This window comes from Nocardia sp. NPDC055321 (assembly GCF_053645575.1).
On record NZ_JBSHMS010000014.1, the window covers coordinates 237,278 to 252,054 of the forward strand.

Sequence of the window (14,777 nt, forward strand, 5' to 3'; positions counted from 1 at the left end):
CGGGCGCGGTGGCGACTACTTCTCGACCGTCTTCTTGATCTTGCCGAGGGTTTCGTTCATGCCCGAGACCAGTGCCGCCTCGAACGGGGCCTCGCCGCCCAGCGAGGTGTCGATGACCTTGCGGATGATCCAGGTGACGCCGTTCGGCACGTCGCGGCGCTGGGTCACGCGGGTGCCCTCCGCGGTGGGTTCGAGGGTGAAGCTCCAGACCGTGCGGTTCTCGTTCATCCGGAAGGCGAGCGCCCGGTTCGGCTCGAAACGCACGATGCGCGAGGTGGTCGGCCACACCTTCGCGCCGTCCTTGTTCAGGTTGACGGTCCAGGTGCCGGTCTTGACCTTGCCCAGCGGCTGCATCCGAATGCACTGCGGGCTGAACTCGGGCATCCGCTTGAGATCCGAGATGACGCTCCACACCTGCTCGGGCGCTGCCGCGATATCGATGGTGGCTTCCAACTTGTTCGGCAACGCTGCCTCCGAGAGTGTGACGATCAGTACCGCTCATCCTAGTTCGGGCGCAACGGGCCGAAGCAATCGAACGGTATCGAACATGATCGTCGATTCGAACAGCGATCCGAACACTGAAGATCAAGTGCATTACATTCCGGTGCCGCCGATCTGCCGAATGTAATGGCCGGAGCACAATGTCGGATAGACCTGAATACAGACCACAGCCACCTGCTTCCGATGGAAACGTGAGGTGATCGGCCGTGAAACTGCGCTCGCTCCTGCATCGCAAGACCAAGACGGTCCCGATCCTCCCCTCCGAAGCCCGCGCCGGCGCACCGCAGCGCGCGGGCCGCTCGAAGAACAACGGGGAACTGGAGGAGGGACTCGAACGACTACTCACCCCGAGCGAGCTCGATCTTGTTCAACACCATCGCATCTGAGCCGGCGGTGGGCGTCGCGACCTGCCAATTTGCCACCCCGCCGCATAATCGTTAGGTGACCTCACCAGCTGCCGCCAAACCGGCCATCCTCAGCGTGGACGACGATCCGGGCGTCTCCCGGGCCGTGGTTCGCGATCTGCGCCGCCGCTACGGCGCCGACTACCGCATCCTGCGCGCGGAATCCGGCGCCGATGCCCTCGAGGTACTGCGGGAACTGAAACTGCGCGGCCAGCCGGTCGCGGTATTGATCGCCGACTACCGGATGCCGAACATGAACGGCGTCGAATTCCTCGAGCAGGCCATGGACCTGCACCCCTACGCCCGGCGCGTGCTGCTGACCGCCTACGCCGACACCGACGCCGCCATCGAGGCCATCAACGTGGTCGACCTCGATCACTACCTGCTCAAGCCGTGGGATCCGCCGGAGGAGAAGCTCTACCCGGTCATCGATGCCCTGCTCGAGGCGTGGCGCGGGGACGAACACCGGCCGGTCACCGAGACCAAGGTCGTCGGCCACCGCTGGTCCGCCCGCTGCTCGCAGGTGCGGGAGTTCCTGGCCCGCAACCAATTGCCGTACCGCTGGTACCAGGTCGACGAGCCCGAGGGCGCGCGCCTGCTGGCCGCCGCGGACGCCACCGAGGACCAGTGCCCGCTCATCATCAACTCCGACGGCAAGGTCCTGGCCATGCCGACCGATTCGGAACTGGCCGCCGCGGTCGGCCTGAACGTCGCGCCCTCGGGCGACTTCTACGACCTCATCGTGGTCGGCGGCGGACCGGCCGGACTGGGCGCTGCCCTGTACGGCGCCTCCGAGGGCCTGCGCACGGTGCTGGTCGAACGCACCGCGACCGGCGGCCAGGCCGGGCAGAGCTCGCGCATCGAGAACTACCTCGGCTTCCCGGACGGCGTCTCCGGCGCACAACTCGCCGACCGTGCCAGGCGGCAGGCGGTGAAATTCGGCGCCGAACTCATCACCGCGCGCGAAGTGGTGTCCCTCGAGGCGTGCGGGTCCGCCCGCGTGGTCAAGTTCGCCGACGGCGGCAGCATCGCCGCGCACAGCGTGCTCATCGCCACCGGCGTGAACTACCGGCACCACCCGGCGCCCGGCGTCGACGAATTCACCGGTCGCGGTGTGTATTACGGCTCGGCCATGACCGCGGCCTCGGACTGCGCGGACAAGGACGTCTACATCGTCGGCGGCGCCAACTCGGCGGGCCAGGCTGCGGTGTACCTGTCGCGGCACGCGCGCACGGTGCACATTCTGGTGCGCGCGGAGTCGCTGGTGGATTCGATGTCGCACTACCTGATCCAGCAGATCGAGCAGATACCCAACATCAAACTGCGCGCGCGGACCGAGGTGGTCTCCGCGCACGGCGACGATCACCTCGAGCACCTGGTGGTGCGCGACAACGCCTCCGGGGCCGAGGAGAAGGTGGACGCGGAACGGCTGTTCCTGTTCATCGGCGCGGCCCCCGAGACCGACTGGCTCGACGGCGTGGTCTTCCGCGACGACAAGGGCTACGTGCTCGCCGGCCCGGACCTCATGGTCGACGGCGCGCGCCCGGCGGGCTGGGAACTGCCGCGCCCGCCGCATCACCTGGAGTCCAGCGTGCCCGGCGTCTTCGTCGCGGGCGATGTCCGCTCGGAATCGGCCAAACGGGTGGCATCGGCCGTGGGCGAGGGCGCGATGGCCGTCATGCTGGTCCACCGCTACCTGGCGAAACAGTAGGAGTGCCGTGGGAACGAATCTGATCTGCGATCCGAACGAACTACGCGACCTGTTCCTGTTCGAGAAGCTGAACGACGAACAGCTGGCGTGGTTGTGCCGGGACGGCCGCGTCGAGCGCTACGAACCGGGACTGGTCTTCCGCGAAGGGGATCCGGGCACCTGTTTCTACGTGCTCATGGACGGCGAGGTCCGCCTGACCAAGATGTCGGGCGGTGAGGAGATCGAACTCGTCCGCACCGACCATCGCGGCGTCTACTCGGGCGCGTGGATGGCGTACATGGGCGACAAGGTCGATCAGCACTACTCCGGTTCGTTCTACGTCACCCGGCCCTCGAAGTTCTTCGTGCTCGACGCCGGGATCTTCTCCGCCATGATGCAGGAGTGGTTCCCGATGGCGGTGCACCTGCTCGAAGGCGTGTTCTTCGGCAACCGCAACGCCAATGAGCGCATCGGGCAACGGGAACGGCTGCTCGCGCTGGGCTCGCTGTCCGCGGGCCTGACCCACGAGCTGAACAACCCGGCCGCCGCCGCGGTCCGCGCCACCTCCTCGCTGCGCGAACGCGTGGCCGGGATGCGGCACAAGCTGAAGATGATGGCGCACGGCAAATTCGACTCGGCCACCCTGGAAAACCTGGTGCAGCTGCAGGAGGAGGCGGCCGCCCAGGTCGCCAAGGCCCCGATCCTGACGCCGCTGGAAGCCGCCGACCGCGAGGACGAACTCGGCGACTGGCTGGAGAACCACGGCATCAGCTTCGGCTGGGACATCGCGGCCAACTTCGTGCAGGCGGGCTTCGACGTCGACTGGCTGGAGAAGGTCAAGGGCACGCTGTCCGCCTGTGAGGGACCGGTTTTCGAGGGCGCGATCCGCTGGCTCAACTACACCGTCGAGACCGAGCTGCTCATGAACGAGATCGCCGACTCCACCACGCGCATCTCCACGCTGGTGAACGCGGCCAAGCAGTACTCGCAGATGGACCGCGCGCCGTTCCAGGTCGTCGACATCCACGAACTGCTCGACAGCACCCTGGTCATGCTGGGCCGCAAGATCGGCGACGACATCGAGGTGGTCAAGGAATACGACCTCGGGCTGCCGCCGGTGCCCTGCTACGCGGCCGAGCTCAATCAGGTGTGGACCAACCTGATCGACAACGCCATCGGGGCCATGGCGGGCCGCGGCACGCTGACCGTGCGCACCTACCGCGACGGCGAATGCGTCGCGGTGGAGATCGGCGACACCGGGCCCGGTGTGCCGGAGGAGATCCGGACCCGCATCTTCGAACCGTTCTTCACCACCAAACCGGTCGGCGAGGGCACGGGTCTGGGCCTGGACATCTCGTTCCGGATCGTGGTCAACAAGCATCACGGTGACATCCGGGTGCAGTCCGTGCCGGGTGACACCCGCTTCATCGTGCGACTGCCGCTGGACGCCGCCGAGGACATGACACCGCAACTCGCCGAAACAGGAGGTCAGTGATGTCGGAACAGCCGGAACGGATCGAGGGCATCGACACGACGGTTCCGCCCAGCGGGCCGGGCTGTGTGGAATGCGAAGCGGCGCAGGGCTGGTGGCTGCATCTGCGTCGTTGCGCGCAGTGCGGGCATGTGGGCTGCTGCGACAGTTCGCCGTCGCAGCACGCCTCCAAGCACTTCAAGGAGGCGGGCCACCCGTTCGCGCAGAGCTACGAGCCGGGCGAGAGCTGGTTCTACAACTACGACAGCGGTGACATGTACGGCAACGGCCCGGACCTGGTCGCGCCGCACCACCATCCGCTGGAGCAGAGCGTGCCGGGTCCGCGCGAGCGCGTGCCCGCGGATTGGCGGGGTCAGCTGAACTGATCCCGTGGGCCGGGCGCACCGATATCCGGTGCGCTCCGGCCACTCTCGATGGCGATCGCCGGGAATTTGCGGGCTCCGAACTGCCACTGCACGAAACCGCCGGGTCCGGGTACGCTGCTGCGAGCGCCGGGCGGGTCCGGCGCGCAGACACTCCCGGAGAGTTCGGAAAGCAGGGTATGAAGCGGATCTTTGTGGGTGCCCTCGCGGCGGGCGCGCTGGTACTGGGCCTATCGGCCTGCGGTTCGGACACTTCCACGGGTGCGGCGAGCACGTCCGAGAGCGCCTCGGTCACCGCCGCCGCGGCCCAGGTCACGGCCACCCCGGTCACCACCCCGGCCGCACCGCCGGTGGAGCCGCCGGCCGCCGCCCCGGTCACCACCGTGATCAAGAAGGACAGCGCGCCCAACGGCGCCCAGACAACCTGTGGCGAATTCCGTCAGCTCGACGGCGCCACCGAGATCGAGGTCATTCACCAGGTGCTGGCGGCCAATCCCGGCTCGAAGTTCGAGGGCAGCCCCAACGTCGCGCTCAGCACCGCCAAGCTCGTGTGCGGAGAAGCGAATTCGGCCGGCACGGTGATGGCCGACGCGATCGGCGCGACCACCCGATAGTCCGGTGTCGCGCGTCGGACAACCCGTCGCGGCGACACCCCTGCTCGGCGGAGAGCCGGCACCGGAGGGGCGATGGACCGGTCGTGCCGGCGCGGGAAGCGATGCCGGCACATCGCACATGCCCGGCCCCGCCGACCGGCGTCGTGTGTCCGCCGAGCGCACCGCACGTGCGCTGTTCGGCCGGCGCGACGATCCAACGGCACGGCGCGACAGCCGAATCCGCCGGAGTCATTGGTCGCCCGTTGGTGCGTGGTTGGCGGCGCGGGCGACCGTGGGCACGTGTGGATGGTCACGGTGGTCCGGGCCCGGCGCAGGCGTATCGTCCCCGAACGACCGCGTAGCGCGAGGAGGGGCGGGCAGATGGATGCCGAGGGGCTGGCCGAGTTCGAACGACATCGGCCGCGCCTGTTCGCGCTGGGCTATCGCATGCTCGGGTCGGCGAGCGAGGCCGAGGACGCGGTGCAGGAGACCTACCTGCGCTGGGACGCGAGCCAGCGCGCCGATATCCGTTCCGCCGAAGCGTGGTTGACCACGATCCTGGTCAATCTGTGCCGCACCTGGCTGGATTCGGCCCGGGCGCGCCGCGAGACCTACGTGGGCCCGTGGCTGCCCGAACCCGTCGCGACCCCCAACGGCCAACTCGGCCCGCTGGAGTCGGCCGAACAGCGGGAGCTGGTCTCGCTGGCGATGCTGACCCTGATGGAACGCCTGACCCCCGCCGAACGCGCGGTGTTCGTCCTGCGCGAGGCGTTCGGCTACGCCCACCGCGAGATCGCCGACATGCTCGAGCTGACCGAGGCCAACTCGCAGCAGCTGTTCCGCCGCGCCACCCAGCACGTCCGGCAGGATCGCCCGCGCTTCGATCCGGCGCCCGAGCACGCCCGCGCGCTGTTCGAGAAGTTCCTCGTCGCCGCGCAGGCCGGGGACGTCGACGCCCTCGGCGCGCTGTTCGCCGCCGACATCACCTCGGTCGCCGACGGCGGCGACAAGGTCAATGCCGCCCGCCGCACGGTCGTCGGCCCCGATCGCGTCGCGCGCTACCTCGTCGGCCTGTTCCGGTTCTCGGTTCCGGGCCTGCGCGTGGACATCGAGAACGTCAACGGCGCACCGGCACTGGTCGCCCGCGCGCCCGGGGTCGTGCTGCTGGTGCTGTCCGCCGAGTTCACCGCCGAGCAGTTCGGGTCGCTGCGCCTGGTCGTGAATCCGGACAAGCTGGCCTACTTCTCCCGTTCGGACCACCCCACGGCCTGAGGTGCGGGCCGCCCGATCGGCGATGGTCGTCCGGACGGTGTCGGGCATTCGGTCATCGGCAGCCCTGAAGCGCGTCGGCGCCCGGCGGTTTCGTTGCGCTCGGACGCGAGTCAATCGCGGCCGGGCTGTCGAGCCCGAGGCCCCGAGAGGCCCGCATCCTCGGTGCGGGGTTGGCGGCGGGCAGCTCATCGCGGGCGTGACGCAGCACACGTCCCGGACTGTCAGGGATCGGTGGGCTGTCCCGTCTGAGTGGTATCGGACCAGCGAAAGGGGTCGGCCATGACCGGGGAACATCGAATCGTCGTCTTGGGTGCGGGATACGCGGGGCTCGCGGCGGCGCGGGAGGCGGCGGGCGCGAAGGGCGTGCGGGTCACGGTGATCGACGCGCGCGCCGAGCTCGTGGAGCGGGTGCGGCTGCACCAGGTGGTGGCGGGGCAGCAGGTGCCGCGCTGGGACCTGCGGGAACTGCTGGAGCCCAAGGGAATCGAGTTCGTGCGGGCGCGTGTGACCCGCGTCGACCCGGCGGCGCGGCGGGTGGAGCTCGAGGGGGCCGAGGCGGTGCCCTACGACTCGCTCGTCTACGCGCTGGGCAGCCGGGCCGACACCGGCGGCGTGCCCGGACTCGCGGAGCACGCCCACACGGTGGCGACGCCCGAGGACGTGGCCCGGGTGCCGGCGCTCGCTGGGCGGGTGGCGGTGGTCGGCGCCGGCTCCACCGGCATCGAGGTCGCCACCGAGCTGGCCGAATCCCGGCCCGAGCTCGAGGTGCTGCTGATCAGCGCCGACGAGCCCGGCGCCTGGCTCTCGGCCAAGGCGCGCAAGCACATTCGAGCGGTTCTGGACCGGCTCGGCGTGCGCGTGCACGCCGGGGCCAAGGTCGCGGCGGTGACCGCGGCGGGCCTCGAACTGGTCGACGGCGCGCACGTGCCCGCCGACACCGTGCTGTGGACCGCCGGTTTCACCGTGCCCGACGTGGCCGCCCGGTCCGGTCTGGGCGTGGACGCGCGCGGCCGGGTCCTGGTCGGCGACGATCTGCGCACCGCCGCGCACCCGGAGGTCTACGCGGTCGGCGATGCCGCGGTCGTCGCCGGTCCCGGCGACCGCGAACTGCGCATGGCCTGCGCGACCGCGCTGCCTGCGGGCAAGTACGCCGCGGCCGCGATCATCGCGCGCTTGCGCGGGAAGGAGCCGGCCGCCCGGAAGTTCCGCTACTACTTCCAGTGCCTGAGTCTGGGGCGTCGCGACGCGGTCATCCAGTTCCTCGATCCCGACGACACCCCGACGGCCCGCGCGATCACCGGCCGCCCGGCCGTGTGGTTCAAGGAGAGCATCGTGCGCGGCGCGGGCTGGGCGGCCAGGCCCTGACGGGTCGGGCTCGGAAAAATTGGGATCCGATCGTCAACTACCGGTTGACCATCAAGTGATGGTCAACCTAAAGTTGACGTATGACGAATCCTTTCCGCCTCGACGATCTGATCGCCGGCATCAAGAAGGCCCGCCCCGACAACGCCCTGGACCAGCTCTCCGACGCCGTGGTCGTCGCGAATCACCTCGGTGAGCTCGCCGACCACCTGATCGGCCATTTCGTCGATCAGGCCCGGCGCTCCGGGGCCTCCTGGACCGATATCGGCGGCAGCATGGGCGTCACGAAACAGGCCGCCCAGAAGCGCTTCGTGCCTAAGGGCCCGGGTGACGCCGCCGAAGCCGCCGCCCTCGATCCCAACGCGGGCTTCGCGCGCTTCACCCCGCGCGCCCGGCACGTGGTGGTGGCCGCGCAGGAGGAGGCGCGGGACGCGAGCAACGCCGAGATCACCCCCGAGCACCTCATCCTGGGTCTGCTGAAGGAACCGGAATCGCTTGCGGTGCAGATCATCATCGCCAAGGGCATCAGCGTCGACGCGGTGCGCCGCGTGGCCACCGCCGCGCTGCCCGCCGCCGCGGACAAGATCGCGGCCTTGATTCCCTTCGACTCTCAGTCCAAGAAGACCCTCGAGCTGACCTTCCGCGAGGCACTTCGGCTGGGTCACAACTACATCGGCACCGAGCATCTGCTGCTGGCGCTGCTCGATGTCGAGGACGGGACGGGCGTGCTGTCCGGGCTCGGCCTGGACAAGGAATCGGTTTCCGCGGATCTCGAGGCGCTGCTCTCGTCCATCACGGGGGACGCGCCGGAAGTGAAATAGCAGTTGCTGGGGCAGCCTCACGTGACTCCTGGGGCGCGCCCGATAGGATATCCGTATGGCGGACGACGAGGGTTCCGACCTGGTTGCGGGGGAAACGCGCGCGGATCTGCTGCGCGCGCTCTCCTATGTCTCGACCGAGGACACGCCGGACGGCGGCTACATCGTGAACGGTGACCTGCCACCCGACGTCGCACCGGCCTTCATTCGCGCGATCATGCGAATCGAGGCCGAACTCCTGCTCAACGATGCCGAACTCGTCGACATCGAGCAGGGGGAACCGCGGACGCCGGAGGAACGTCGCACGGACGCCCTGATAGCGCTGTTGCTGCGGGTCGACGACCGCTTGGTCAGGTAGAGACGGGTCCGCGCCCCGCGGGGCCGGGCCGCCGGGTCTGTTTGGGGGGTTCGGGGGTCGCTCCCGTATATCCCGGCTAGGTTGGAGGCGCGGCCCGGGGCCGCACGCCCCGACCTTGCACTCCCTGGGGGAGAGTGCTAAAAATGGTCTTGGCACTCCCGACCTGTGAGTGCTAGGTCGGGACGGTGAGGCCCCTTGTGGTCGTCCGTCGCGGGCACCGAGCCTGGCCAGATCGTGTCAATCCCCTGATCTGGAGGATCTCAACGCAATGGCCAAGACAATTGCGTACGACGAAGAGGCTCGCCGCGGTCTCGAGCGGGGTCTGAACGCCCTGGCCGACGCTGTCAAGGTGACGCTGGGCCCCAAGGGCCGCAACGTCGTGCTGGAGAAGAAGTGGGGCGCCCCCACCATCACCAACGATGGTGTCTCCATCGCCAAGGAAATCGAGCTCGAGGATCCGTACGAGAAGATCGGCGCGGAGCTCGTCAAGGAAGTTGCCAAGAAGACGGATGACGTCGCCGGCGACGGAACCACCACCGCCACCGTGCTCGCCCAGGCACTGGTCCGCGAAGGTCTGCGCAACGTCGCGGCCGGCGCCAACCCGCTGGGCCTGAAGCGCGGCATCGAGAAGGCCGTCGCGGCCATCACCGCGCGCCTGCTGGAGACCGCCAAGGAGGTCGAGACCAAGGAGCAGATCGCTGCTACCGCGGGCATCTCGGCCGGCGACTCGTCCATCGGTGATCTGATCGCCGAGGCCATGGACAAGGTCGGCAAGGAAGGCGTCATCACCGTCGAGGAGAGCAACACCTTCGGTCTCCAGCTGGAGCTCACCGAGGGCATGCGCTTCGACAAGGGCTACATCTCGGGTTACTTCGTCACCGACCCGGAGCGTCAGGAAGCGACCCTCGAGGATCCGTACATCCTGCTCGTCGGCTCGAAGATCTCGACCGTCAAGGACCTGCTGCCGCTGCTGGAGAAGGTCATCCAGGCCGGCAAGCCGCTGCTGATCATCGCCGAGGACGTCGAGGGCGAAGCCCTGTCGACCCTGGTGGTCAACAAGATCCGCGGCACCTTCAAGTCCATCGCCGTCAAGGCGCCGGGCTTCGGTGACCGTCGCAAGGCCATGCTCGCCGATATCGCCATCCTCACCGGTGGCGAGGTCATCAGCGAAGAGGTCGGCCTGTCCCTGGACACCGCCGGTCTGGAGCTGCTGGGCACCGCCCGCAAGGTCGTCATCACCAAGGACGAGACCACCATCGTCGAGGGCGCCGGCGACCCGGAGGCCATCAAGGGCCGCGTCGCGCAGATCCGCGCCGAGATCGAGAACTCGGACTCGGACTACGACCGTGAGAAGCTGCAGGAGCGCCTGGCCAAGCTGGCCGGCGGCGTCGCGGTCATCAAGGCCGGTGCTGCCACCGAGGTCGAGCTCAAGGAGCGCAAGCACCGCATCGAAGATGCCGTGCGCAACGCCAAGGCCGCCGTCGAAGAGGGCATCGTCGCCGGTGGTGGCGTCGCTCTCGTGCAGGCCGCCCCGGCCCTGGACGAGCTGACCCTGTCGGGCGACGAGGCCACCGGTGCGAACATCGTTCGCGTCGCGCTGTCCGCGCCGCTGAAGCAGATCGCGTTCAACGCCGGCCTCGAGCCGGGCGTCGTCGCCGAGAAGGTCTCGAACCTTCCCGCCGGCCACGGCCTGAACGCCGATTCGGGCGAGTACGTCGACCTGCTGGCCGCCGGCGTTGCCGACCCGGTCAAGGTCACCCGCTCCGCCCTGCAGAACGCCGCCTCGATCGCGGCGCTGTTCCTCACCACCGAGGCCGTCGTCGCCGACAAGCCGGAGAAGGCCGCCCCCGCGGGCGACCCGACCGGCGGCATGGGCGGCATGGACTTCTAGTCCACGCCTCCGGCAACGGAATCGCATGACCCGGGCCCGGTCACCGCATGGTGACCGGGCCCGGTGTCTTGTCGGGGGTCGTCGCTAATCTCGCGACGTGAGTGAAGTTCTACGAGTAGATTTCGAGCGCGCGGCCGAAATCGTCACGGCGGTAACGCAATTCGAATGGACCTGGTCGCTGAGTGAGGTGCCCGGGCTCGTATCCCGCCTGGGCTGGACCGAGTCCCAGCCGATCGCGGGCGTCGAAACCACCCTGCTGACAACCGGACTCGACATCCGGCAGCCGATGGCCCATGTCATGCCGGCGTCCGATGCCGTATACGCCCTCTTTCTCCAGATCTCCGATTCGTGCGATGACGCGGACATGCTGGCCGCGGCGTCTGCCGACACCCGTGAGCGCTGTGTGCGGCGCTGGGGAGAGCCGTCCGAGGAGTTCGGCCGCGAGCGCTGGTCCCTGCCGGGCCTGGAGTTGTGCCTGGCGAGTGGCTCGACCTCGCTCTCCCTGTCGCTCGAGAATCCGACGCTCAACCGGCAGATCCGGGAGCAGCGCGCCGCTGCCGAGCAGCCCGACGCCGTGCGCGCCCGAGCCGAGCGCCGGGCCGCTCTCGTCGATCGAGGCCCGCTGCTGCGAGCGATACCGGTGTTCACGGGCGCCCGGTTGGAAACGTGGTCCCGGGCCGAGGTCGACGTGATGTTCGAAGCGATCGGGTGGCCCCTGCGCCGGGACGACGAGTCCGACGTCGAGGCCGAACTGGAGACCGCTGACTCGCGCTCGATCCTGTATGGATCGAAGACCCCGTCCTATGTCGACAGCGCGCGCTTCGAGTTCGGTGAGTTCGACTCGGTGTGGACCTCACACTATTTCGCACCGGACAGTCTCGACGCCGCGTACTCGGCCGCGCTGGTGGAGTGCGTGCGAGTGCTGGGTCCTCCGCCGGTGGTCGGCGGGCCGGACGCGACCGCGATTTGGCGGCGTCCGGACACCACCTTCACGCTGTCACGCAGCAGCCTCTACTCGGCGGTCCATCTGTCGATCGCACCCAGTGAGCCGACCGAGAACCTCGGCTATTGGGAATGGAAATGGAGCGACGACTGGCGCGCTCCGGACCGGTGGCAGCTCTTCACCGATTTCGAGAACACCGAGCTGATGAACGGTGTTCTGGGACCGAACAATTGGTGGGGTCCCGAACCCCATGCGGCCGATTGGCCCGAACTGGAGAGCCGGATCACCGAGTTGTTCACCTCGCTGGCCGCCGATCTGCCACTGCTGCGCCCCCACGTGTCGGACCTGATGTGGGTACTGGACAGGGCCGACGCGGAGCCGTTCGTCCAGGGTTTCTTCTCCGTCGAGCACGGGGTCTGCTACTTCGAGGCCCAGGATGGTGCGGGTACGACGCTCCACACGCTGACGGTGCCGATTGGCGGCGAAGGTGGCCGGGAGCTGGCGGCCGCGACCGTGGCGGCGCTGCGTGAGACGCTGCCGGGTCTGCCGGAGGAATTGCGGTACCGGGCGTGGTGCTCGGGCGAGCAGCGGCTGCACAGCATCCGATTCGGTCTGCCGCGGAGTTGATCTCGCGTTCGTGTCGGTGGGCTGTGGTCTGCTGTTACGCGGCGCCAGGTAATCGATTGGACAAATCGGGCACCGAATAGCCAAGATCTGCAACTGGTTTCAGTTCGAAGCCAATTCGATGGGGAGTTTTCACGATGTTCGCAATGGGCAAGGTTGCCCTGGGTTTTGCCGCTGTCGCGTTGACGGCGGGTGTGGTGACGGGCGCGGGGACCGCGAGCGCGGAGCCGGGGCCGGACGGGCGCTACTACGGGTCGATCGCGCTGGCGCAGTGGGAGGACGGCACCGAGAGCTGGGGCACCGCCTACAACTACCCCAACTGGCAGGAGTCGGATTGGGACGCGGTGAGCGAGTGCGGCTACGCGCTGTGCACGGTCGAGGTGCGTTTCGTCGACGGCTGCGGCGCGATCGCCAAGGAGTCGGGCTCCAACCCCACGTACTACCGGGGCACCGGCGCGACCCGCTTCGAGGCCGAGCGCGCGGCCCTGCAGGCGGCCTACCGGCCCTCGTCACTGAGCGCCTCGGGCGGGCCGGGCATCCTGGTCGTCTCGCAGTGCACCGACAACGTGGGCTGAGACAGCCCTGACTCTCGCGGCCGGTGGCACACCGACCAGCGAGTTCACGTCTTCGATAGCCGGTTCACCCTGCGGTGGACCGGCTTTCGGCGTGGTGGCGGGCCGCACGCGCGGGTACGCTCCGGCCCGGACACCGAGCCAGGGGAGTTGGCTCGCACAGCGGAGGGGAAGACCTCATGACCTATCCACCCCAGGGCCCCGGCCAGGGCAATTCCGGTCCGTACGGGCAGGTGCCGCCGGGCCACGGCGGCCGGCCACAGCAGCCGTACCCGCCGCAATCTCCACCGCCGCAGGGCTTTTCGCCGCAGGGCCCGGGCGGCCCGCAGTGGCAGGCGCCGCAGGGCGGGCAGCCTCATCAGCAGCAGTGGGCCCCGCAGCAGCAGCAACAGCCGCAATGGGGACAGCAGCAGCAACAGCCGAACCCGCCGGGCCCGCCCGGCGGGAAGTCCCCGGCGGTGCTGATCGGCGTCGCCGCCGTCGCGGTCCTCGCGATTCTGATCGGCGTGGTCGTCGTGGTCACCGGTGGGGAGAACGACTCCGATACCACCGCCGCGAAGCCGGACACCACCAGCGCGGCGCCCGCCGCCGCCACCGAGTCCTCGAAGTCGCCCAAGTCGACGACGAAGTCGAGCACGACCACCAGCACCAAAGCCGCCGCGGCGGTGCCGTCGGACGTGCAGCCGATTCTCGACGCGATGCCGGCGGCGCTGCGCTCGGCGGTGGCCCCGAACTTCAACCGCACGACCACACCCGGCTACACCGACGACGATTCCTTCACCGTCGGAGCGGATTTCAACATCCTCAAGACGGATTCGCTCATCGCGGGCCTGACCGATTCCGCGTCCAAGGATCGCGCGGTGCTCGCGCACATCAGCACCGATCCGTCGAAGTTGCCCGCGCTGTGGCGCAAGCAGTTCCCCGATCGGCTCACCGAGCAGGGCAACAAGCTGATCCGGTTCAACGAGAAGAGCGTGAGCGGCGCCCTCGAGTACTTCAACACCGATACGAACCTGTTCATCGCGGTCACCGGCTTCAAGGACAAGGCGTCGGCGCTGACCTTCATCGAGCGCGCGGGTCTGTAGTCCCGCATACCGGCGTATAGCGGAACCCTCGGTCTTCGGGCCGGGGGTTTCGTCGTTCCGGCGCCGGCTCAGCGGTTGGGATGCCGCTCGGAGAGTAGGCACGCGGCGTCGATGGGGCGGATGCCGAGCGTCGCGGCCGCCGCGGCGACGCTCGCCTGCAGTTCGGGTTCATCGGTGTGGACCGGGTCGTAGAGCAGTTCGACCAACTCGATCGCGGCCAGGGCTTGGTCGCGGGAGAACACCCGCCCGGGCAACCAACTCACCCGCCAGCTCGAATCGGCCGAGTCGGACAGTCGCTCCGCGAACTCGCCGACAATGCCACTCGTGATCGACGAATCGCAGACGTACACCCTCCCTAGGGTGCGCTCCGCACGTGCATCGGTAAGTCCATTCGCGAGGATTGCACGATTCGCACGAACACATTTCGAACCTCGCAACCGCGGGGTTGTGCGAAGCGCATGCTGTTTTCGCGCGACACGCGCCTCTGACCAGCCGATTTGACTTCATTCGTAGCGACACGTAACTTTATCCAAGTCAGAGCGACACGGACACCGACCCGGAGCCCCAAGGGCCTGGGAAACGAGGTTGTACGAGGAGCGCCTGATGATCACATTAGCTCCACTGACCAGCGGATTTGGTTCTGCTGCGAGGTAAGAGCTAAGCTTTGGAAGCAGCCACGGAGACCGACCGGGACAAAGAGCCCGCGAAGTTCCGTGTGCGTGTGTTCTTTGAGAACTCAATAGTGTGTCGATGAATGTCAGTGCCAATAATTTATTGGTTCCGGCCTTCCACACCCCCGTGTGGGTGGGT

At 68.4% G+C, this 14,777-nt stretch carries 15 protein-coding genes; 13 read left to right on the forward strand and 2 right to left on the reverse strand.

Translation table 11 applies throughout. The features are described from left to right. Positions 1 to 15: 15 nt before the first annotated feature. Positions 16 to 465 (reverse strand): SRPBCC family protein, encoded by a 450-nt coding sequence (locus tag ACWIGI_RS23530; protein ID WP_454204593.1) that lies wholly within the window; start codon positions 463 to 465, stop codon positions 16 to 18. A gap of 242 nt (positions 466 to 707) precedes the next feature. On the opposite strand from ACWIGI_RS23530, the gene ACWIGI_RS23535 reads away from it, so the two are divergent. The 13 genes from ACWIGI_RS23535 to ACWIGI_RS23595 all read left to right on the forward strand — a co-directional run bounded on the left by ACWIGI_RS23535 (position 708) and on the right by ACWIGI_RS23595 (position 13,967). Further along, on the forward strand, positions 708 to 887 hold the full coding sequence (locus tag ACWIGI_RS23535) for a hypothetical protein (protein WP_454204594.1): 180 nt from the start codon (positions 708 to 710) through the stop codon (positions 885 to 887). 55 nt (positions 888 to 942) lie between these two features. Next, entirely contained in the window at positions 943 to 2,616 is a 1,674-nt protein-coding gene (locus ACWIGI_RS23540) for an FAD-dependent oxidoreductase (protein WP_454204595.1), read from the forward strand. Positions 2,617 to 2,623: 7 nt separating this feature from the next. Then, the gene (locus tag ACWIGI_RS23545) at positions 2,624 to 4,090 is read left to right on the forward strand and encodes an ATP-binding protein (RefSeq protein WP_454204596.1); all 1,467 of its coding nucleotides are present in this window, start codon (positions 2,624 to 2,626) and stop codon (positions 4,088 to 4,090) included. Then, entirely contained in the window at positions 4,090 to 4,452 is a 363-nt protein-coding gene (locus tag ACWIGI_RS23550) for a UBP-type zinc finger domain-containing protein (RefSeq protein WP_454204597.1), read from the forward strand. Before ACWIGI_RS23545 ends, ACWIGI_RS23550 begins: the two co-directional genes overlap by 1 nt. Before the next feature lie 176 nt (positions 4,453 to 4,628). Continuing rightward, positions 4,629 to 5,063, forward strand: coding sequence for a hypothetical protein (locus tag ACWIGI_RS23555; protein ID WP_454204598.1), 435 nt, complete (start codon positions 4,629 to 4,631; stop codon positions 5,061 to 5,063). Positions 5,064 to 5,423: 360 nt separating this feature from the next. Then, positions 5,424 to 6,314, forward strand: a complete 891-nt coding sequence (locus ACWIGI_RS23560; RefSeq protein WP_454204599.1) for an RNA polymerase sigma-70 factor — start codon at positions 5,424 to 5,426, stop codon at positions 6,312 to 6,314. Positions 6,315 to 6,593: 279 nt separating this feature from the next. Beyond that, complete coding sequence (locus ACWIGI_RS23565) at positions 6,594 to 7,679, forward strand: NAD(P)/FAD-dependent oxidoreductase (protein ID WP_454204600.1); 1,086 nt, start codon at positions 6,594 to 6,596, stop codon at positions 7,677 to 7,679. A gap of 80 nt (positions 7,680 to 7,759) precedes the next feature. Next, a complete protein-coding gene (locus tag ACWIGI_RS23570; protein WP_454204601.1) occupies positions 7,760 to 8,497 on the forward strand; it encodes a Clp protease N-terminal domain-containing protein in 738 nt (245 codons plus the stop codon). 55 nt (positions 8,498 to 8,552) lie between these two features. After that, positions 8,553 to 8,852, forward strand: a complete 300-nt coding sequence (locus tag ACWIGI_RS23575) for a hypothetical protein (RefSeq protein ID WP_454204602.1) — start codon at positions 8,553 to 8,555, stop codon at positions 8,850 to 8,852. Between the two features lie 268 nt (positions 8,853 to 9,120). Then, positions 9,121 to 10,743, forward strand: coding sequence for a chaperonin GroEL (groL, locus tag ACWIGI_RS23580; RefSeq protein ID WP_454204603.1), 1,623 nt, complete (start codon positions 9,121 to 9,123; stop codon positions 10,741 to 10,743). Between the two features lie 97 nt (positions 10,744 to 10,840). Continuing rightward, a complete protein-coding gene (locus tag ACWIGI_RS23585; protein ID WP_454204604.1) occupies positions 10,841 to 12,313 on the forward strand; it encodes a DUF6301 family protein in 1,473 nt (490 codons plus the stop codon). 143 nt (positions 12,314 to 12,456) lie between these two features. Then, positions 12,457 to 12,885 carry a DUF4189 domain-containing protein gene (locus ACWIGI_RS23590; protein ID WP_454204605.1) on the forward strand — a complete coding sequence of 143 codons (429 nt, stop codon included), beginning with the start codon at positions 12,457 to 12,459 and terminating at the stop codon, positions 12,883 to 12,885. Between the two features lie 176 nt (positions 12,886 to 13,061). Beyond that, entirely contained in the window at positions 13,062 to 13,967 is a 906-nt protein-coding gene (locus ACWIGI_RS23595; protein WP_454204606.1) for a hypothetical protein, read from the forward strand. 68 nt (positions 13,968 to 14,035) lie between these two features. On the opposite strand, the gene ACWIGI_RS23600 is transcribed toward ACWIGI_RS23595, so the two are convergent. Continuing rightward, the gene (locus tag ACWIGI_RS23600; RefSeq protein ID WP_454204607.1) at positions 14,036 to 14,317 is read right to left on the reverse strand and encodes a hypothetical protein; all 282 of its coding nucleotides are present in this window, start codon (positions 14,315 to 14,317) and stop codon (positions 14,036 to 14,038) included. Between the last annotated feature and the right edge of the window lie 460 nt (positions 14,318 to 14,777).

Coding starts and splice junctions, on each gene's coding strand:
- ACWIGI_RS23550 (WP_454204597.1), top strand. CDS start 4,090: ATGTCGGAACAGCCGGAACGGATCGAGGGCATCGACACGACGGTTCCG.
- ACWIGI_RS23555 (WP_454204598.1), top strand. CDS start 4,629: ATGAAGCGGATCTTTGTGGGTGCCCTCGCGGCGGGCGCGCTGGTACTG.
- ACWIGI_RS23560 (WP_454204599.1), top strand. CDS start 5,424: ATGGATGCCGAGGGGCTGGCCGAGTTCGAACGACATCGGCCGCGCCTG.
- ACWIGI_RS23565 (WP_454204600.1), top strand. CDS start 6,594: ATGACCGGGGAACATCGAATCGTCGTCTTGGGTGCGGGATACGCGGGG.
- ACWIGI_RS23570 (WP_454204601.1), top strand. CDS start 7,760: ATGACGAATCCTTTCCGCCTCGACGATCTGATCGCCGGCATCAAGAAG.
- ACWIGI_RS23575 (WP_454204602.1), top strand. CDS start 8,553: ATGGCGGACGACGAGGGTTCCGACCTGGTTGCGGGGGAAACGCGCGCG.
- groL (WP_454204603.1), top strand. CDS start 9,121: ATGGCCAAGACAATTGCGTACGACGAAGAGGCTCGCCGCGGTCTCGAG.
- ACWIGI_RS23590 (WP_454204605.1), top strand. CDS start 12,457: ATGGGCAAGGTTGCCCTGGGTTTTGCCGCTGTCGCGTTGACGGCGGGT.
- ACWIGI_RS23595 (WP_454204606.1), top strand. CDS start 13,062: ATGACCTATCCACCCCAGGGCCCCGGCCAGGGCAATTCCGGTCCGTAC.